The organism is Wenyingzhuangia heitensis (assembly GCF_011762155.1).
GTDB lineage: Bacteria > Bacteroidota > Bacteroidia > Flavobacteriales > Flavobacteriaceae > Wenyingzhuangia > Wenyingzhuangia heitensis.
In genome coordinates, this window is record NZ_JAASQL010000001.1 from 1681069 (window position 1) to 1702919 (window position 21851).

Sequence of the window (21851 nt, forward strand, 5' to 3'; positions counted from 1 at the left end):
TTAATAATCCTATTTATTTTTTGTAATATTTTTTAAATTTTAGATATGCTAATACTCCAATAACAGCTACAATTCCTACAGAATAATATACAAAGTTAGGTGTTACTACTTGGTCTCCACTAGCGTAAGAGTGCAATCCTGATAAGTAAAAATTCACTCCAAAATACGTCATCATAATGCTAGCAAAAGCATAAATAGAAACAATGTTAAATGTAAATTTACTTCTTAAACCAGGAACCAAACGCATATGTAGTACAAATGCATATACCATAATACTAATTAGAGCCCAAGTTTCTTTAGGATCCCATCCCCAGTAGCGACCCCAACTTTCGTTAGCCCACATACCACCTAAAAAGTTACCAATGGTTAACATAATAACACCAACAGTCATACTCATTTCGTTGATTATTGTTAACTCGTCTATTTTGTGTTTTAGAGATTTTTTGTTTTTATCAGTTGTTAAAATCATTAAAATTAAAGCAACCAATCCTAAAATCATACTTAAGGTAAACGGTCCATAACTAGCTACAATAATGGCTACGTGAATCATTAACCAATATGAGTTTAATACAGGTTGTAAATTAGCAATTTGTGGATCCATCCAGTTCCAGTGTGCAATCATTAATATCATAGAAGCAACAAAGGCTGTGGCTGCAATGGTTAACGATGATTTTCTACCAAAAATTAATCCAAATAACATAGTTGCCCAAGCAACATATATAATAGATTCATAGGCATCAGACCAAGGAGCATGTCCACTAATAAACCACCTAACTCCTAAACCAGCTGTTTGCAATGCAAATAAGAAAATAACAATTCCAATTGAACCTTTAATTACTAATTTAATTCCTTTTCCATCTTTAAATATTTGAACAATAATAAATAGAAATAACAAAGCACTGATGTACATATAGTAAGAAAAAAGCTTCTTAAAAATGTCGTATTTATTATACGTAATTTCAAAGTCAATTTTCTTTTCACTAGGATATACTTCTGCACCGTATTTTTTTTGAAAGTTTTTAATTCCTCCTAAAATTTCATTAGCTTCTGCATAATTACCAGAGTTTTTTGCTTGCCACAAAGTTTGTCTGTAAGCAGGAATAATTTGTTTTACAAAAACAGAATCAATTCCTGTAAATCCAGCGGTACTTAATTCTAATTGAGAAACCCACTTGTTGTTGTTGTCGTTCATTTTAGGGAAAATACGCATAATACTTCCGCTAATAGCAGTGTATAGTAAACCTACTCTTTTGTCTATATTAATTACATCTTTTTCAAAAGCACTTTTCTTTTGATTTTTTTCTGCATCAGCTACATAAGAAGTTAACTTATAGTTTCCTGAAGGATCTATAAAATTAGATAATGCAGCATATTTAGTATCTTGATTTACTCCTAAAATGGTTCTAATTTTAGTGTCTTTTTTTTCTAAATAAATAATAGGAGCTTCATACCACATTCTAGGGTTTTCTACCATAGATAAAAATACCTGATTGGCATCTAAATCATTATAGGTATCTTTTTTGCTTACTTTTCTTAACAATTCACTCGCAAAAGTATTGATAGGTTTCATTCTACCACCAGCATCTTGAATTACCAATTTACTAAACTCTAAAGCGTGTTCTGGTTTTACAGCATATTTAAGAATAGCTGCTTTTACCTCTTCAGGAGTCATTACTTTTTGTGCCGTTGAAGTTGTTTCTTCACTATGCTCTGCATGGTTGTGTGCCTCGTGGTTATGACCCTCATGATCGTGTTCATCGTGATTGTGCTCTTGTGCAAAACCAAAAGAAGTCATTAATCCAAATAGCAAAGCAATTACAGTGGTTTTGTTTTTAAGTTTGTTTAAACGCTTGCTTAATTGTCCAAAACGAGTTTCTTTCATAAATAAGGTTAATAACAATCCTGCATACAAAGAAAAATAACCAATGTAGGTAATAATGGTTCCGGCAGCATCGTGGTTTACAGATAATCTAGTTTCTTCTTTAGGTCCTGATAAATCGTAACTAGATTGAAAAAATTTATATCCTTTATAATTTAAAATATGATTCATAAAAATTCTAAAATCAAACGTATTATTGTCTTTTTCGTCAATTAAAGTAATTTCACTAGCATAAGAAGCAGCAGATTCTGAACCAGGGTATTTTTCTAATTGAAAATCGTTTAGTTTGATGTAAAAAGGAAGTTCTAACATTCTAGATCCGTAAGAAACATTAAAATTCAAATCGGCCAAGGTAAAAGGAACGGGCTTGTTAGAGGTGTATTGACCACCTTTTACTTGCACCAAGGTCATTTTATCTTTAGAGGTAACTTTTAAAGTTAGCATTGCTTCGGGAAAAGATTTTTTGTCTTTGGCAGAAATTACTTTCATTTCTCCGGTAATTGGTTTTTCGGGAACCACAAAACTCAATCCCGCAATTTGATGTAAACTTAAATAATTAAATTTTTGAGTTTCACCTTTTACAATTTCTCCATTAAATCTATCGGCCATTCTCATAAATGTACCGTTGTGTTTAGATTCTAAGTAAAGCTCTCCATCAACTTCTGTAAAATTAACAGAGGTTTCTTTTCCGTTTTCGTAACCTACTAATACTCCATGAATATTTTCTATTTCTCCTTTTTTAATATAATGATCGTGTCTACTACCAGAACTAGATTCTACAAAGTGAATGTATTGATCACCTATTTCTGATTTTGTAAATTCCGTTTTTGCATTTGGAATATAATCAGTTAATTCTATATCTATTTCTTGACCTCTAAAATCTGTAGAAAAGTGATAAGAAGCTTTTCCTTTGGCAGATAAAAGTATAGGTGCGTGTACGTTTTTTTCTTCTTTAAAGTTATGAAAGTTTAAATTTAAGTACGTTTTTTCAGAAAAGAATACATTTGATTTTTCTCCTTCCAAAATAGGCATCACTCCCTCATAACTAATGTATCTGGTAACAGCAGCACCAATAATAATTAATAAAAAAGAAAGATGAAATAATAATACAGCCCATTTGGCTCTTTTGTATAGCCTATATTTAAAAATATTTCCTAAAAAATTAACCACAAATAAAGCCATAATAGCCTCAAACCACCAAGTATTATAGACTAATGCCTTAGAGGTTTCTGTACCATAATCATTTTCTATAAATGTAGCTATGGCCATTGCTGTTCCAAAGGCAATAAATAGCACTGCCATTAAGCGAGTACTGTAAATAAGATTCCAGATTTTTTTCATCGGATGCGTAAATTTTTAAAGTTGCTAAATTACGTAATATTGAACGAAATACTCAGCAATAATAGAGCCAATAAACTTAATATTGAATACATTTTTTTATTTAGAACGGTATTCAGTTTTTAGTACTGTGTTTTTTGATAGAATGAATTATATTAGCGATAAAAAATAATACATGAGCACATTTGATGTAGCTGTTGTAGGGAGTGGACCTTCTGGTGCTTCTGCAGCATTTCACTTAGCCAAAGCAGGACTTAAAACGGTAATTTTAGAAAAAGAGACGTTACCCAGATATAAAGTTTGTGGTGGAGGTTTTGTGTATAGAGGTAGAAAAAATATGCCTTTTGATATTTCTGAAGTTGTAGATATAGAGTTCAATAAAGTAGATATCTATATGGGAGATAAATTTCATTTTGTAACAGAACGTGAAAACCCAATAATCTCTTTAGTAATGAGAGATGCTTTTGATAATTTAATGGTAAAGAAAAGTCAAGAGCTAGGTGTAGAATTGATAGAAGATTGTAAAGTAACTAAAGTTGTAAATAAGAAAGATGTTGTTGAATTAGAAACTACCAAAGGAGCTATTTCGGCCACTTATGTAATTGCTGCAGATGGTGTGTACAGCCAAATGGCTAAAATGGCAGGTTGGACCAATGATACTAGAACTTTAATTCCTGCATTGGAATATGAGGTTGAAGTAAATGATGCCGATTTTAAAAGACTGTCTAAAGAAATTCGTTTTGATATTGATGCAATTCCTGCAGGTTATGGATGGTGTTTTCCTAAAAAAAATCATCTATCAATAGGAGTAGGGGTTATTATTAAAGATGATAAAAAAATTAAAGAATACTGTGCAGAGTATATTAAGTTTTTAGGAATAGAAGAGATAATCAGTATAGAAAAACATGGGTATCAAATTCCCGTAACCCCAAGAACAGATGGTTATGTTAAAAATAACGTCTTTTTAATTGGTGATGCTGCAGGTTTTGCAGATCCGTTAACAGCCGAAGGAATTTCTAATGCAATATATAGTGGTAAATTAGTCGCTAAGGCAATTGCAGAGGCTGGTGATGATAAAGAGAAAGCTGCAAAAACTTACACAGATATTATTGAAAGCACAATAATGCCAGAGTTATTAACTTCTATGAAGTTGGCTAAATTGTTTTATGGTAGTAAGCTAGTCAGAAAAGCTATTATGAAAAAATACGGACAGCGATTTAGTGAAGTGATGACTGATATTTTTATGGGTGAAAAATTGTATCCCAAAGATATTATGGGAAAACTAAAAGAAAAATTGAAAGAGAAAATTATTTCAATTTAAAACATAAAAAACGCTTAGCATTTGCTAAGCGTTTTTTATGTTTTATACGGTTTGTTTTGTTTTTTTACCTTGAAACAAATAGATAACACATATTAGAATAACGACTAGTAGAATAGAAACACCATATTTATGTAACCAAGCTACAATGGTTTCAAAGTGTTTGCTCGTTAGCCAGAAATAAAGAATACCGGCTATAACTCCAATAACACCACTAATTCCATATTTTTTACCACTTGTAAGGCTTTTAATATTTTGTAGCAATGCCGAAAAAGAAAAGGCTACTATTACAACAACAACTAAGGTACTTACAAAACTAATACTGTTAGAGTTTATATTTAATGAGGTTAACATTAAAATTAACAATTCACTTACGATAATAGTGATTAAAGCTCCAATTTTCATATGATTGATTTTATTTTTGGATAAAGATATTATTTTAAAACCAAAAAGCCTCGCTACTTTTAGCGAGGCTTTGGTTTTTATGTGTTATTGCAATTAAGCAATTCCGTCAATAATTGTGTTTAAAGTAGCACTTGCTCTCATAACAGCAGACGTTAATTGTTTATTCATACTATAGTAACCACCAATGTTAGCAGGTTTACCTTGTACAGCAATTAATTCTTTAACAATTTTAGATTCGTTAGCAGTTAAAGCTTCTGCTACAGGAGTAAATATAGCTTTTAATTCAGCATCTTTATCTTGTGCAGCTAATTCTTGTGCCCAGTACATACCTAAGTAAAAGTGAGAACCCCTGTTGTCAATACCACCAATCTTACGAGTTGGAGATTTGTCTGTATCTAAAAATTTACCTGTTGCTGCATCTAAAGCATCCGCTAAAATTTGAGCTTGTGTGTTGTTATATCTTTCGCTTAAATGTTCTAAAGAAACAGCCAATGCTAAAAATTCACCTAAAGAATCCCAACGTAAGTAGTTTTCTTCTACTAATTGTTGAACGTGTTTTGGAGCAGAACCACCAGCACCAGTTTCAAACAATCCTCCACCATTCATTAAAGGAACAATAGATAACATTTTAGCAGAAGTACCTAATTCTAAAATAGGGAATAAATCTGTTAAGTAATCACGTAATACGTTTCCTGTTACAGAAATAGTTTCTAATCCAGCTTTTACTCTGTCTAAAGTATACAAAGTAGCTTCAATAGGAGATTTGATTAAAATTTCTAATCCGTCTGTATTATGATCTTTTAAGTAAGTATTTACTTTTTTAATAATTTCAGCATCATGAGCTCTGTTTTCATCTAACCAGAATACAGCAGGAGAACCTGTTGCGGTAGCTCTATTTACAGCTAATTTAACCCAGTCTTGAATAGGTGCATCTTTTACTTGACACATTCTAAAAATGTCTCCAGCTTGAACATCTTGAGATAATAATACGTTTCCATTTGTATCAACAACTTCTACAGTTCCTGCTTTGTCTAATTGGAAAGTTTTATCGTGAGATCCGTATTCTTCAGCCTTTTGAGCCATCAATCCTACATTAGGAGTAGTTCCCATAGTAGTTGGATCAAAAGCACCATTTTCTTTACAGAAATCTATAGTTGCTTGAAAAACTCCAGCATAACATCTATCTGGAATTAATGCTTTGGTATCTTGTTGGTTTCCTTCCTTGTTCCACATTTGACCAGAAGTACGAATCATTGCTGGCATAGAAGCATCTACAATTACATCAGAGGGTACGTGTAAGTTGGTAATTCCTTTGTCAGAATTTACCATAGCTACAGCAGGAGCATCAGTATAAACAGCATCAATAGCAGCTTTAACTTCTGCTTCTTTAGCATGTCCTGCAATTTTAGCATAAACATCACCTAAACCGTTTGTTGCAGTAACACCTAATTCCGCAAATAAAGTAGCATATTTTTCAAAAACGTCTTTGTAAAAAACTTCTACAATAGCACCAAAAATAATGGGGTCAGAAACCTTCATCATAGTTGCTTTCATGTGTAATGATAACAATACACCGTTTGCTTTTGCATCTGCAATTTCTTTAGAAGCGTATTCTTTTAAAGAACTGATGCTCATTACAGAACTATCAATAACTTCACCAGCCTTTAAAGGAGCAAATCCTTTTAAGTCAGTACCATTAAATGTAATTTTAAATTCAGTAGCGTTTTTTACAGTAATAGATTTTTCAGAACCATAAAAATCATTAGCATCCATAGATGCTACGTGAGTTTTTGAGTCTTTTTCCCATTTACCCATACGGTGTGGGTTTTTCTTAGCGTAGTTTTTAACAGCTTTTGGAGCTCTACGGTCAGAGTTTCCTTCACGTAACACAGGGTTTACTGCAGATCCTAATACTTTAGAATATTGAGCTTTAATCGCTTTTTCTTCTTCTGTTGCTGGATTTGAAGGGTAATTAGGAATGTTAAAACCTTTTTCTTGTAATTCTTTTATCGCTGCTTGTAACTGAGGAATAGAAGCAGAAACGTTAGGTAATTTGATAATATTAGCTTCTGGAGTTTTAGCTAATTCTCCTAATTCAGCCAAAGCATCAGAAATTTTTTGATCATCTGTTAAAAATTCAGGAAAGTTAGCTAATATTCTTCCTGCTAAAGAGATGTCTCTTGTTTCAACTTCAATACCTGCTTTGCTTGTAAAAGCTTTGATAATTGGTAATAATGAATACGTTGCTAAAGCGGGTGCTTCGTCCGTAAGTGTATAGATGATTTTTGAATTTTCTGTTGCCATTTTAATTCTTTAATATTTAATTTTTATTGTTGAATACTATAAACACAAGGCTTATAAGTTTTGCAAATGTACTAATATATTTAGCTTTTTTGACTACCTGTTAAAATCATAACGATTTTATAAAAAACTGTGCTATTTTAAATTTATAAAAAAAGCTCAATACAGTTGTATTGAGCTTTTAAAGTTGTGGAATAAAAGAGATTATTTACGTCTAACTTCTTTAATTCTTGCTTTTTTACCAGTAAGTTCTTTAAAGTAGTAAATTCTAGCTCTACGAACTTTACCTTGTTTGTTCAATTCGATTTTTTGAATAGCTGGTAAGTTGATTGGGAAGATACGCTCTACACCAATAGTTCCAGACATTTTACGAATTGTAAATGTTTCTGATGCTCCAGTTCCTCTTCTTTGGATTACTACCCCTTTAAAGAACTGAGTTCTTGTTTTAGCCCCTTCTTTAATTTCGTAGTATACAGTAATTGTATCTCCTGATTTAAAAGCTGGCATTTCTTTTTTTGCTACAAACTCGTCTTGTACAAATTTTACTAAAGATTCCATTTTATATAATTTAATGGTTGTTGTCTAAAATAACATTCACGGATATCGTCAGAGGTTAATTCAGGATTGCAAAAATAAGAATAATAATTTAAATATTAGTGTTTGGTGAATGTAAAATAAATCAATTTTGACTTATTTTACAGTAATAGAGGTTTGCTACTTTTTTTAAAGAGAGTACTTTATTGTTTTGTCTATTTATATTGTATAATATTGTTTGTTGTAGTTGTTAATAGTAAGTTTTAGTCTTAAATTATTTTGTTTAGTTGTATCCAATTTATATGCGATTATTGTATCATTTTCTGTTTTTCTTATTTTATTTCGGCTTTAATACTTATGCTTTTCAGCCTACATTCCATCATTTAACTACAGAAAATGGTTTGGGATCTAACATTGTTCGCTGGGTGTATCAAGACAACGATGGTTTTATTTGGATTTCTACCAAAGCAGGTTTGTCTCGTTATGATGGATATGAAATTAAAAATTATGAGGTAAGTAATTCTCAAAAAGGATTTTTAAGAGATATGGTTATTAGTGAGCCTATAGAATTAGATAATCGCTATTTGCTATTTACATCAACTAAAGGAATTTTTAGTTATGATAAACAAAAGGATACCTTTCAGTATTTATCAAATCATTTAAAGGAATTAAACGGAACAAAATTTTTAACTTATGATGATGATAAAAATGTATGGACAGCAAAAAACAATGTTGGTTTTTACAAATTAATTTATAACAAAGATAGCATTCAAAAAGTAGACTTTGTAAATGGAAAACAATTTGGTTTTTCTATGAGAAAAGCTAATATGATTCATACAGATAGTCAAGGAGATGTTTGGTTGTTTTCTTCTGGTTTTATTGCAGTGGTAAGAAATAAGACCCAAAGTATAGAAATGGTTAAAAATTGGTCTATAGGTTATGCAAGTTTTTATGAACTATCTGATAAAAACTATATAATTACAGATACTGCAGGTTTTTACTATTCTTTAAATCCAAAGACTTTAGAGATAACACCCTATCAAAATAATTTTACTAAAAACAGAGACATTCGTCATAACTTTAAAAGCGTTTTTTTAGATACAAAAACTATTTTAGGAATTTCAAGAAGAGACGGATTGTTTTATTTAACACATAATTCTGAAAAAAAACAAATTAGTCTCGTTCATAATTTTCAAAAACAACCTGGAGTTAAGCAGGCTTTAAGTAGTAATAATATTAGGCATGTTTTTGTAGATAAAGCCAACAATGCTTGGTTGTCTACAGATGGTGGAGGTGTGTGTTATTTTAATTTAAAACCCAATAAATTTAAACATATAAAATACAATGGTAAAAAAGGAGGCCTAAGTGATAGTTATATATCTTCTCTTTATGAAGATAAATATTGCAATCTATGGGTGTCTGTTTGGCAAAGCGATGTAAATGTGTTACCAGCAGGAAATTCTTATGACAATTTTAAATATTTAAAAAATGAAGACATTACCTCTAGCAAATCTTTAGGATATGGTACTGTTGCTTCTTTTGCAGAATTTAATCAACATCAAAAATCTGTAATGTTGTTGGGAACTAGTAATTATAAGTACTTAAAAAATTATAGAGAATTAAATTTTAAAAACCCCTTAATTAAAAATTTAGAAACAAAAAGTTTACATAGAAAATCTAGAATAGAAGATTTTTTGATAGAGGATGAAACACTTTGGATTTGTAGAGCCGAATTAGGGCTTGAAAAACACACTTTAGATGCTAAAGGAAACATAATTAAAAGTGAGTTTTTTAAGGAGATTCCTAAATATGTTGAGCTTTATAAGGAGGCAGGACAGTGTCATTATATTCATAAAGATGCAAACGGAATTATTTGGGTAGTACACGAGTCTTCCGTTTTTAGAATCATAAATACAAATAATATTTATGATGTAAAAGCCCTAAATATTGCTGATAGATTGCAAATGATGCATGAAGATTCAAGAGGTTATTTGTGGTTTGTTACCAAAGGAAAAGGATTGATTAAATTAAAGGTAGATGCTTTAGGTACTATTATTTATAAAAAACATTTTACAACTCAAAATGGTTTTGCAGATGATTTTTTATACGCAATTATAGAAGATAAAGAAAATTATTTATGGATTGCTTCCAATATAGGTTTGATAAAACTAGATCCTATCACAGAAAAATATAAAGTATACGGAAAAGGAGATGGAGTCTTTGGTAAAAATTTTGTAGAACGTTGTTGTGTTTATCGAAAAAATGGTGAAATGGTATTTGGGACTACCAATGGAATGTATGTGTTTACGCCAGAAGAAATAGTAAATAATACAACAAGCCCAGAAACCGTAATTACAGGTTTTTATGTTTTTGATAAAAAAATGCAGGTTGGAGAAGAGTTGTTTGGACAACAAATTTTATCTAGTAATATAATTAAGACAAAACAAATAGAAGTTCCGTACAAAGCAAATGTACTAGCGTTTGAATTTGCAGCTTTGCATTTTGCCAATCCCAACGGGAATAAATTTGCTTATAAATTAGAGGGGTTTGATAAAATATGGAGAACTAGTAGTGCTAAAGAACGTAAAATTACCTACACTAATTTAAGAGAAGGGAAGTATACTTTTTTAGTAAAATCGGCTAACAAAGATGGAGTATGGGATACTAGCCCAGCAAAAATAATAGTAACTGTAAAGCCTCCATTCAGGAGAACGTTAATAGCCTATGTTCTTTATTTAATAGGAGTTTTTTTATTTGTTTTGATAATATGGATCTATTATTCTAAACGTTTAAAAATGAAACAAGCATTAGAAATGGAGCGTTTTGAAAAAACAAAAATAGAAGAGCTTTCACAAATGAAAATGCGATTCTTTACCAATATATCACACGAGTTTAGAACTCCTTTATCTTTAATTAAAGCGAGTATTGAAAGTCTTTCTGAAAGGTCTAAAGAAGATAAAAAAGACAAAGAATATGTTAAAATTACCAATCGAAATATCTCTATATTATTAAGATTGGTCAATCAATTGATTGATGTTCGTCGTTTTGATCAGAAAAAAATGAAACTAGAAAAAGAAGAAACAGCTATTGTTTCTTTTGTAGAAGACACGGCACAATCTTTTTTAGCCGTGGCAAACAAGAAACAGGTCTTGTTTGAGTACAAAGCAACAAACGCTTCTTTGGTTACAGAAATAGATCAAGATAAAATTGAAAAAGTAATTTACAACTTACTTTCTAACGCATTTAAACACACCAATGCCAAAGGAAGTGTTAAAATAGAAGTGCTAATAAAAGAAAATATATTTGAAATTGTAGTTACAGACACAGGGAAAGGAATTCCTGAAAAACACAGAGCTTCTATTTTTGAACGTTTTTACCAAGGTGAAAAAGTAAAATCAGAAAACATGGGAAGCTCTGGTATAGGACTCTCTTTAACCAAAGATTTTGTAGAAATGCACGGAGGAACCATATCTTTTATAAGTAAAGAAAATGTGGGAACTACGTTTACAGTGAGCATTCCTACAACTACTCAGAACATAGAAAACAAGGAACTCTTAACGCTTGTTCAGAATGAGGTTGCTACAACAAAACCAGTCAGTCCAACAGTGTTTGATCCTGATAAAAAAACTCTTTTAGTAGTAGAAGACAACCTAGATTTACGAGAGGTATTGTGTAAAGGTTTGAGTGACTTGTACAATATTATTGAAGCAGAAAACGGAGAAATAGGTGTAGAAAAATGTACCCATCCAGATGATGAAATAGAAATAGATTTGGTGATTAGTGATGTAATGATGCCTGAAAAAAATGGATATCAATTGTGTCAGGAATTAAAAACAAATACAGAAACAAGTCACATTCCTATAATTTTATTGACCGCCAAAACAGCTGATGAACACAAGTTAGAAGGGTTTGATAAAGGAGCGGATGCTTATATAGAAAAACCGTTTAATTTTGAATTGTTAAAGGCTCAGGTAAAAGCTATTTTAGATTCTAAACAAAAGCTAAGAGATTTTTATAGACAATTTCAAACAGAAAAAGTGTCTACTAAAAAATCTCAAGCAACTATTAAATGTTCCAAAAAAACGGTTAAAAATACTTTAGAAGTCAGTGATTATGACAACGAGTTGATGCAGAAAATAAAAGAAACCATTCAGGAAAAAATGCAAGAACCTACTTTTTCGGTAGAAGTTTTAGCCAAGGTTTGTGCTGTGTCAGAATCTACTTTAAGACGAAAAGTAAAGGCCTTAACAGGAGAAAGCCCTAGCTCTTTAATCAGGAATTATAAAATTCAGTTTGCAGGTGAGCTATTGCAACAAGAAAGCTACACAGTGTACAGTGCCATGCATGATGCTGGTTTTTCTAACTATGCCAATTTTTCTAAACTGTTTGCCAAAGAATTTGGAAAAACACCGGGAGAATATAGAAAAGAACAACATCCAGATTTGAAAAATTAGATAGTCGTTGTTTATACCTGTTGAATTGTTAGGTAAAGTCTAGTTGTTTATAGACTACAAAATCGGTCAATGTTTGAATATTTCAAATGTTGACCGATTTTGTCATTAAAACTACAGCTGTTGTGTGGTAATTTAGGTGAGTCTAATTTTTAGGTGCTACTTAAAACACAATATATCATGGCTAAAAATTTATTTTCATTTCTATTCGTTTTGGGAGCCTTGGCAAGTTCTTGCTTTGCTCAAAAAACAAGTACTGCTAAAGAAATAAACATCAATGTAGAACTAAATACCAAACATATTGTAAATGGTATTGATGAATTTGATAGAGAAAAATATATTACCATTCATGCAGATTTAAGTGGTAGTGATTGGGAAGGAGATAATTTAATTAATGATGTAAGAACAGAGTTCTTAGAAAAATACGATGTCTATTTAGGACGTGAGTCTGGTGGATTAACGGGAGCATTAAAAAGAGCTGCAGAAGATCCAAACCGTCCAGGATATATAGATGTAGAAAAATTAAAAAAACAGGGAGAAAATGCTCGTAAAAGTTATGCTCAAAAAAAGAAGAATTTTGAGCACTTAGAGTATAGAACTAAAAATATGTTGGTGGTGAATCAGTTTCACCCCATTTGGCCTACCGATCATTATAAAAATAAATTAGGTTGGTCTATTTCTGATGAAGACACCAAAAAGAATCCTTTTGGTTCTGCCTCTGCCGAATTTGTTTCTACTTATATGAAAAACTACTTTGGTGGAGAAGGAGAACCTCGTCCAAAATACTTAGAGGTCATCAATGAACCTTTGTGGGATTTAATTCCGATTAAAGACAGAGGAGACGAGAAAAAAGAAAGAGCAGCCATAGAAAAATTGGCGAAATTCCATAAAACCATTGCAACCAAAGTAAAAGCAGAAAATCCAGATGTATTGGTTGGAGGTTTGACATGTGCTTTTCCCTATTTTGAAATGTATGATTTTAAGCGTTGGGAATACCGTTGGAAAAACTTTATTGATCTGGCTGGAGATGATATGGATTTTTGGTCTATTCACTTGTACGATTTTCCCTGTAAAACTTTAGGAGGTGGGAAAATTCACAAAAGATGGAGAAAAGGAAGTAACATGGAGGCAACTTTAGACATGTTAGAGCAATATAGTATGATGAAATATGGAAACTTAAAACCCATCATTATTACAGAATACGCTGCACAAACACACCAAGTAAAGTTTGACCCTTGGACTCCTTACAGAGATTGGTTGTATATTAAAAGTGCCAATTCTATGATGATGTCTTTTATGGATCATCCGCAAAGTGTTGCTATGGCCATTCCATATATTATGTTAAAATGTGAATGGGGACGTGGAAAAGATGGAAATCCGTATAGAAGTAGATTGTTCCGTCAGCAGTTTGAAGGAGAAGGTGAAAAAGGAGATAAATGGGTGTATAGTGATATGGCTAAGTTTTACATGCTTTGGGCAGATGTAAAAGGAAAACGTTTAGATATTACTGCAAACAATGTAGACCTACAAACAGATGCTTATGTAAACAAAAACAAAGTATATGTTATTGCCAACAACTTACTTCCAGAAAAAAACACGTTGAATATTGCTTTAAATGGGAATAAAAATAATCCATTAATCAGTATTAAAAAGAAACATTACCACGCACCTGTAGAGGGTAAAGGTGGAGTGATTGATGAAGAAAACTACACAGAGAACAAACAGATTGAATTAGGAAAAGAAGCAACTGTTATTTTAGAATATACCTATGAGAAGCCTTTGGAATTGACACATATTTCTGAAGAAGTAAAATACTATGCAGAAGAATATTATCAGCCAATAAAAGGAGAGAAAAAGAACAAGTTCAACTTAAAGGATGTAGTAGCAAATAGCAACAGTAGAGCTACCTTAAGAGTAAGTATTGCACGTGACCACGGTCAGAACTTAAGCCCCATAATATGGGTAAATGGAACCAAAATAACTGTTCCAGAAAATTACAAAGGATTGCCACAAACAGACCGTAATAGATTCTACGGAACATTAGACATTCCGGTTCCTGCCAACATATTAAAGAAAAATAACAAAGTAGCAGTGTTGTTTCAAGAAGATGGAGGTCAGGTAGCAAGTGTAACAATGAGAGTATTTAATAAAAAACAACAATAAAATGAACAAGTATTTTTTAATAGTAAGTTCAGTTTTGTGTTTTGTTTTGGGTGTGTCTAGTTTCCATGCCCAAACAAAGCCAAATATTTTATGGATTATTACAGACGACCACAGAGCAGATGCTTTGAGCTGTTTTAACCAAGCAACTATAGGAAAGTCAGACAGTCCGTTAGGGTATGTGTCTTCTCCAAATATTGACAAATTAGCATCCGAAGGAGTATTGTTTGTAAATGCATTTAGCAACTCACCTGCTTGTGGTCCTTCTAGAGGTTCTATGACCTCAGGTCGTTATCCTTTTAGAAACGGGCATTATGCGTTTGAAGTTACACATAAAGAGCCAGATTTTGTAAAACCAACAATACCTCAAGTTTTAAGAAAACAAGGTTATGGAACCGCAGTATTTGGAAAAGAAGATTCTTATATTTTTAAATGGAAAGGAAAGCAAGGGTATTATGATACAGGAATGTACGATTACAAAGTACATTTTAAACACGATTTGCAAGACAATGGTTTAGGGGATATTTATACCAAAAGTAACTTTGAGTACATTAAAGGATTTAGAAAGAAAACAGGAAGCAAAGAGAATATTGTTTTTAAAGATGGAACTAAGAAGTCTTATGTAATCTATAGAAAAGGAACAGATTTAAAACCAGAAGAAATTGCAACTAAAAAAGGAATTGACAAAGAGTTTGACATCTTAAGAGCGTATACCCAAGGAATGAAAGACTTGATTTATGGAGGAGTAAACCCACAACCTGCAGAAAAAACGGTAGATGCCAATATTCTTACCGAGTTTAAAAGCTATTTAAACAACCAAGATCAAGGGTTTAAAACATTATGGGGTAAAAAAGCAAAAGGAGCCAATTCTAAAAAACCGTTAATGGTAAATCTTGGTTTTCACTTGCCACATACACCTGTATTGCCTCCAAAAAAGTTTAGAGATCAATTTAAAAACAAGAAATACAAAATCCCTGCTTTTAGTAATGAGGAATTGGAAAAACTTCCTGTTCAGTTGAAAAAAATATACAAGGGGATGAAAATCAATACCATGAAAGCCAAGGATAAGCAACAAGCTATTCAAGATTATTATGCTTTCTGTGCTTTTGGAGATTATTTAATTGGAGATGCAGTAAAAACGTTTAAAGACTATTGTAAAAAGAATGAGCAAGAATACTTAATTGTTTTTACGGTAGGAGATCATGGATGGCATTTAGGAGAACAAGGAATAGAGTCTAAGTTTGGACCTTGGGACAAGTCTATTCACAATGCAGCCATTGTAGTTTCTTCGGACAAAACAAAATATCCTGCAGGAAAGATTAATAAAAATACTATTGAGTTTGTAGATTTTGCCCCCACTATCTTAGATGCTGGTGGTGTAGATGTAACAAGTAAAGAATATAATTATTTGGATGGTTTTGTTATTTCTGATGTAATGAATGGGACTAAAAAAAGAGATTATGTATTGGGAGAAATGAACTTGGTATGTGGACCTCGTGCTTATTTAAGAACCAAAGATTTTGCTTTTTCTATGCAAACAAGACCTACCAGAAAAGAACCTAGTGGTTTAGAAATGAATAAAAATATAGAATGGGCTTTGACTTGTGATATGAAAGAGATTAGTCCTGCTTTGTACGATTTACGCAAAGATCCACTAGAACGAAATAATGTTGCTGATAATCAAGAGTATAAAGAATTAGTGACTTGGTTCCGTAATAAATTAGGAAATATTGTTTTGGGAGATGGTCGTGTAGAGTGTGATTGGTCACAAGCCAATAGTTATGCCATCAGTAATTTTGCAGGAGGTGCAGATGATAAAAAGATTGAAATTCCAACAGCTATAGTACCAAAATAATATACGTCCCAATGAAAAGGGATTATCAAGAGAAATAATGATACAGAAAAAGATAAAAAAGAACTTGTTCCTATTAGGAATGTTGTTCGTTGCAGGAACTTCTTGTTTTGCACAATATGGTGATGCTCCAGAAACAAAAATCAACGTTACACTAAACACCAATCACGTAGTAAATGGGATAGATTCTTTTGATAGAACCAAATACATCACATTACATGCAGATTTAAAAGGATCCGATTGGCAAGGAGACAATGTAATACCAGATGTAAGAGCAGACTTTTTAGAAAAATACGATGTGTATTTAGGTCGTGAATCTGGTGGCTTAACAGGAGCTTTAAAAAGTGCAGCAGAAGATGCAAATCGTCCTGGCTATGTAGATTTGGCAAAGTTGCGTGAATCTGGAGAAAAAAATCGAAAGCATTACAGTTGGAAAAAGAAAAAGTACGGTTTTGAACATTTAGAATACAGAACCAAAAACATGATGGTGGTATCTCAATTCCATCCACTTTGGCCTAATGGCTATAAAAATAAATTAGGTTGGACCTTGTCTGATGAGGATACCAAAGAACATCCTTTTGGAACGGCATCTGCTGAGTTTGTAGCTGCATATATGAAAAACTTTTTTGGTGAAGAAGGAGAACCAAGACCCAAATATATGGAAGTGATTAACGAACCTTTGTGGGATTTGTTAAAAGAAAGAGGAACTCCAGATATGGAGTTTGAGAGAGCTACCACTACACAAATGGCGGAGTTTCATAATGTGGTTGCTAAAAAGGTAAAAGAAATAAATCCAGATGTAAAAGTAGGAGGATTTGCAACTGCTTTTCCACATTTTGAAAAGTTTGATTTTAAACGATGGGACTATAGATGGAAGAATTTTATAGATGTTACAGGTAACAATCTAGATTTTTGGTCTATTCATATTTATGACAACCCTAATCATTTAAGAAAAGATGGTACGGTGTACCAAAGATGGAGGAAAGGGAGTAGTGTAGAAGCCACGTTAGATTTATTGCAACAATACAGCATGATTAAATTGAACAAAGTAATGCCTTTGGCCATAACAGAATATACGGTACAGGTAGGACATCATTTAAAGTTTGCTCCTTGGTCTCGTTACAGAGATTGGTTGTATGTAAAAAGTGTAAACTCTTTGTTGATGAGTTTTATGGATCAACCACAAAACATAGAATTGGCCTTGCCATTTTTTATGCTAAAATGTGAATGGGGAAGAGATAAAAAAGGAAACCCTTATAGAAGTAGATTGTTACGTCAGCAATTTGAAGCTGAAGGAGAAACAGGAGACAAATGGGTGTATACAGATTTGGTTAAATTCTATCAACTATGGTCAGACGTAAAAGGAAAACGTTTGGATATTGCTACCGATAATATAGACATACAAACAGATGCCTATGTAGATAAAAACAAGGTGTATGTAATTGCAAACAACTTATTACAAGTAGAAAATATGTTGGATATCAATTTAGAAGGAACTAAAAAAAATAAATTGATAAGTATAAAAAAGAAACATTACCACGCACCAGATGGTAAAGTAGGAGTGATTGATGAAGAAGTATATACCGAAAACAAAAAAGTAACAATAGACAAAGAGGGAACCGTAATTTTAGAATACACATTTAAGAAAAAAGTCAAGTTGACTCATATCTCTAAAGAATCTAAACATTATTCAGAAGAATATTTACAACCTATTGTAAGTCATCAAAAAGCGACTTTTAACATTAATGAAGTTGTTGTTAGTAAAGAAAGTAAAGCCGTGTTAAGAGTCAGTCTTGCTCGTGATCATGGTCAGAACTTACACCCAAAAGTATTAGTGAACGGAACAGAAATTAACGTTCTAGAAAATTATAGAGGAGAACCACAAACCCACAGAGATAGATTCTTTGGTGTGATTGAAATTCCTGTAGCAACTCAATTGTTACAAAAAAACAACAAGGTAGAAGTGTTGTTTCAAGATAATGGAGGTCATGTTGTAAGTGTTACCCTAAGAGCATTTAATAGAAGTAAAAAGTAAAATTGTATGAAAGCAAACAATTCAAAAAGAGTTTTATATGTTGCTATTGTAGTCACTTTAGGAGGTTTTATATTTGGTTTAGATGTAGCATTAATTTCTGGAACCGTAGATTTTTTAAAAGTAGAATTTGGTTTATCTGAATTTGAAAAAGGATTGATTGCAAGTGCCTCTGCCTGGGGAGCTTTAGTCGCATTGCCATTGGCAAGTGTTATAAGTGAACGCTTGGGAAGGAAATCTGCTTTGATTATGGTAGCTGCTTTGTATGTAGTTTCTGCGGTATCATCAACCTTTGCAACAAGTTTTAATACCTTGTTTGCGGCTCGTTTCTTGGGAGGTTTGGCATTTTCGTCTCTCTCTTTAGCAAGTATGTACATTGGAGAGGTTTCTCCTCCAAAAATGAGAGGGAAGTTGGTGTCACTGAATCAGATCAATATTGGAGTAGGGTTGTTGGCTGCGTATTGCATCAACTATATTATATTACACGGTGCAAATTCTGGTGCCGATTGGGCAATCTCTTTAGGAGTAGATCAACATACTTGGAGATGGATGTTGGGAGTAGAAATTATTCCTGCTACTATTTGGTTGATTTTATTGTTTACTATTCCCAAAAGTTCACGATGGTTATTGTACAAATCAAGAGTAGAGGAAGCTAAAAAAGTATTGTTTCGATTGTTGCCAAGTGCTACAGGAGAACAAATTACCGAAATGGAAGTGAATGCAAAAGTTATTTCTATTCAAAAAAGTATAGAGAACGAAGGAGTAAAAGGTTCGGCTTGGTCACAGTTAAAAGAGTTATTTACACCTCGTTTAAGAAAAGTTTTATTGATTGGAGTTAGTATCGCATTGGCACAACAAATTACAGGGATCAATGCTATTAAATATTACGCTCCTAGTTTGTTTGAACAATTAGGAATTGGTCGTGATAGTGCTTTTATGAGTGCTATTTGGGTAGGATTGTCTAGTTTTTTAGCTACACTTTTATCTTTAGCTTTTATAGATAGATTAGGAAGAAAACCAATTGCTATTGGAGGTATTGCTATGATGGTTATTTGTTTGGGAGTTTGTTCTTACGGATTTAAATCTGCAACCTATACTATTAGTAATAATGCTTTGGTTCAACTAGAAGAAATTCCAAACGTATCGGCATTAAAACCACTTGAAAACAAAACATTTTACAGCGATGTGAACTTTAAAAAAGCATTAAAAGAAGCTCTTGGGGAACAAGAAGCTCATAAATATGCGAGTTTGATCTTACAAAAAACAGCAAACATCAATTCGATACTTATTTTAATTGGAGTGATTTTATTTGTAGCTGCGTATAATTTTTCATTAGGACCTATTATGTGGGTATTGCTATCAGAAATTGTACCTACATCTTTGCGAAGTGGAGTAATTCCATTTTTTGCATTGATAACGGCACTGGTCAGTGCCTTTGCTCAGAATTTATTTCCTTGGCAATTAGAAGTGTTAGGAGCAGGAAATACCTTTTTAATTTTTATGGCATTTGGAGTTGTAGGTTTTGTGTTGCTGAATAGAAATCTAGTAGAGACAAAAAACAAACCTATTGAAGAGATAGAAGCAGAATTGATAGGAATGTCTAAAAAGAAATAATTATTTTAAAGATGATTTTTAAAAAATACCTAGCTATTGTTTTAGCATTCTTTCCTTTGCTATTATCGGCACAATATAAAACTGCAGGAGCAGATCAATTGGGTTGGGAATTGGCTGTGCATTCAGTTTGTTTTAGCAAGAATACGTTAGAACAGGCAATGGATAGTATCAAAGCTACGGGAATAACTTCATTTATAGCATATAGAGGAGCTCAGCAAGTAGAGACTTTAAAAGAGCGAATGAATTATACAATAGCACAAAGCAAATTATCTAAACTTCAAAAAATAATTCAAAGAAAAGGATTGTCTCTAAAGCATTTTAGTGTGATTAACGTAGAAAGCAAAGAAGAATGGAAAAAACTATTTGAGTTTGCCAACGCTATGAATGTTAAAATGATTTTGAGCGAACCAGCGTATGAGCACTTACCTTATATTGATACACTTGCGCAAGCTTATAAAATTAAAGTAGGAATCCACAATCATTCGGTACCTTCTAGATATTGGCATCCACAAACTGCGATTTCTTACCTCAAGAAATACAATTTGAGCAAGTATATTGGTTTGTATCCAGATACAGAAAATTGGATAAGATCTGGGTTGGATCCTATAGAAATGTTAAAGTTAGCTGAAGGAAGAATTATAGCAATACAACTAAAAGATCGATATAAAAAACCTGCACCATTAGGTTTAGGAAAAATACCTGTTTCGGGAATATTACACGAGTTGAAACGTCAAAAATTTAAAGGGATTATTTCTCTAGAATTTTTTAGCAGTTCAGAATACAAGGTAGCTCATATAAAAAAATCTGCTGACTATTTTTATGAGGTTGCCAATTATTTGGTCTCTGTTCCTAGTAAGTAAAAGCTACTTTATAAATATATATTATTATGACACAAAAACTAAGTGCAGCAACCATTAGAGCACAAAAATATAGTAAAGATTCAACATGGTATTGTGAATTCAAAACCTCAGAAATCACGGGAGTTTTAGGAACCCAAGAAAAAGGTGTAGTACGTCGTGATCCTAGTGCGGTTATTAAGGTAGATGGAGCTTACCATGTTTGGTATAGCAAATCTACAGGAAGGAGTTTTGGTTTTGGAAGCGGAGATGCAAATAACAAAACCTTTCCTTGGGATTATTGCGAAATATGGCATGCCACTAGTAATGATGGTTGGCATTGGGAAGAACAAGGAGTTGCCGTTACTAGAGGAGTAACTGGTTCTTATGATGAACGTAGTGTCTTTACTCCAGAAGTATTGGCTCATAATGGAAAATATTATTTGGTGTATCAAACAGTAAAGTCACCTTATGTGAGACGTTCGTTTGAAAGTATTTCTTTAGCAGTTGCAGAAAGTCCAGAAGGACCATGGAAAAAAGTAGATGGCCCTATTTTAGAACCTGTAAAAGATGGAAAGTGGGAAGGAGAAGAAGACAATCGATTTAGAGTAGAACTAAAAGGAAGTTTTGACAGTCATAAAGTGCACGATCCTACGTTAATGGCTTATAAAGGAAAGTTCTATTTGTATTACAAAGGAGAACCAATGGGAGAGCAAATGCACGCAGGAGGTAGAGAAACCAAATGGGGAGTAGCTATTGCAGACCAACCTGAAGGACCTTATGTACGAAGCGAGTATAACCCTGTAACCAACTCAGGACATGAAGTTTGTATTTGGCATTACAACGGAGGAATAGCAGCAATGTTAACTACAGATGGGCATGAAAGGAATACCCTTCAATGGTCATCAGACGGAATTAATTTTGAAATCATGTCTCATATTAAAGGAGCTCCAGAAGCAAACGGATTGTACAGGTTTGAAGAAAGTTTTGAAAAGCCTTTGCAAGGATTGAGCTGGGGATTGTGTCATGAAGTAGACAGTCAAACAGGTTTTATGAAGCGGTTTGATTTGGATGAGTACATGAAACAGTGTTATACAAATAAAGAGAATTACATTTTTAGAAAATAAAATA

The 21851-nt window shown here is 32.5% G+C and carries 12 protein-coding genes; 8 read left to right on the forward strand and 4 right to left on the reverse strand.

Annotated features, from left to right (window positions below; all coding sequences use genetic code 11):
• Positions 1-13 precede the first annotated feature (13 nt).
• Complete coding sequence (ccsA, locus tag FHR24_RS06965; RefSeq protein ID WP_167185864.1) at positions 14-3220, reverse strand: cytochrome c biogenesis protein CcsA; 3207 nt, start codon at positions 3218-3220, stop codon at positions 14-16.
• Between the two features lie 172 nt (positions 3221-3392).
• On the opposite strand from ccsA, the gene FHR24_RS06970 reads away from it, so the two are divergent.
• Positions 3393-4538, forward strand: coding sequence for an NAD(P)/FAD-dependent oxidoreductase (locus tag FHR24_RS06970; protein ID WP_167185868.1), 1146 nt, complete (start codon positions 3393-3395; stop codon positions 4536-4538).
• Between the two features lie 42 nt (positions 4539-4580).
• On the opposite strand, the gene FHR24_RS06975 is transcribed toward FHR24_RS06970, so the two are convergent.
• The 3 genes from FHR24_RS06975 to rplS all read right to left on the reverse strand — a co-directional run bounded on the left by FHR24_RS06975 (position 4581) and on the right by rplS (position 7799).
• Positions 4581-4940, reverse strand: a complete 360-nt coding sequence (locus tag FHR24_RS06975; RefSeq protein ID WP_167185871.1) for a hypothetical protein — start codon at positions 4938-4940, stop codon at positions 4581-4583.
• 93 nt (positions 4941-5033) lie between these two features.
• On the reverse strand, positions 5034-7244 hold the full coding sequence (locus FHR24_RS06980) for an NADP-dependent isocitrate dehydrogenase (RefSeq protein ID WP_167185874.1): 2211 nt from the start codon (positions 7242-7244) through the stop codon (positions 5034-5036).
• Positions 7245-7445: 201 nt separating this feature from the next.
• Entirely contained in the window at positions 7446-7799 is a 354-nt protein-coding gene (gene rplS, locus FHR24_RS06985; RefSeq protein WP_167185877.1) for a 50S ribosomal protein L19, read from the reverse strand.
• A 278-nt stretch (positions 7800-8077) separates the two neighbouring features.
• On the opposite strand from rplS, the gene FHR24_RS06990 reads away from it, so the two are divergent.
• The 7 genes from FHR24_RS06990 (at position 8078) to FHR24_RS07020 (ending at position 21847) form a co-directional block, all read left to right on the forward strand.
• Positions 8078-12229 (forward strand): hybrid sensor histidine kinase/response regulator transcription factor, encoded by a 4152-nt coding sequence (locus FHR24_RS06990; RefSeq protein ID WP_167185880.1) that lies wholly within the window; start codon positions 8078-8080, stop codon positions 12227-12229.
• A 177-nt stretch (positions 12230-12406) separates the two neighbouring features.
• Positions 12407-14389 (forward strand): hypothetical protein, encoded by a 1983-nt coding sequence (locus FHR24_RS06995; RefSeq protein WP_167185884.1) that lies wholly within the window; start codon positions 12407-12409, stop codon positions 14387-14389.
• 1 nt (position 14390) lies between these two features.
• Positions 14391-16241, forward strand: coding sequence for a sulfatase-like hydrolase/transferase (locus tag FHR24_RS07000; RefSeq protein ID WP_167185887.1), 1851 nt, complete (start codon positions 14391-14393; stop codon positions 16239-16241).
• A 37-nt stretch (positions 16242-16278) separates the two neighbouring features.
• Positions 16279-18273, forward strand: coding sequence for an agarase (locus FHR24_RS07005; protein ID WP_167185890.1), 1995 nt, complete (start codon positions 16279-16281; stop codon positions 18271-18273).
• A 6-nt stretch (positions 18274-18279) separates the two neighbouring features.
• A complete protein-coding gene (locus FHR24_RS07010; protein WP_167185893.1) occupies positions 18280-19884 on the forward strand; it encodes an MFS transporter in 1605 nt (534 codons plus the stop codon).
• An 11-nt stretch (positions 19885-19895) separates the two neighbouring features.
• The gene (locus FHR24_RS07015) at positions 19896-20744 is read left to right on the forward strand and encodes a sugar phosphate isomerase/epimerase family protein (RefSeq protein WP_167185896.1); all 849 of its coding nucleotides are present in this window, start codon (positions 19896-19898) and stop codon (positions 20742-20744) included.
• 26 nt (positions 20745-20770) lie between these two features.
• Positions 20771-21847 (forward strand): glycoside hydrolase family 117 protein, encoded by a 1077-nt coding sequence (locus tag FHR24_RS07020; protein ID WP_167185899.1) that lies wholly within the window; start codon positions 20771-20773, stop codon positions 21845-21847.
• Positions 21848-21851: the final 4 nt, after the last annotated feature.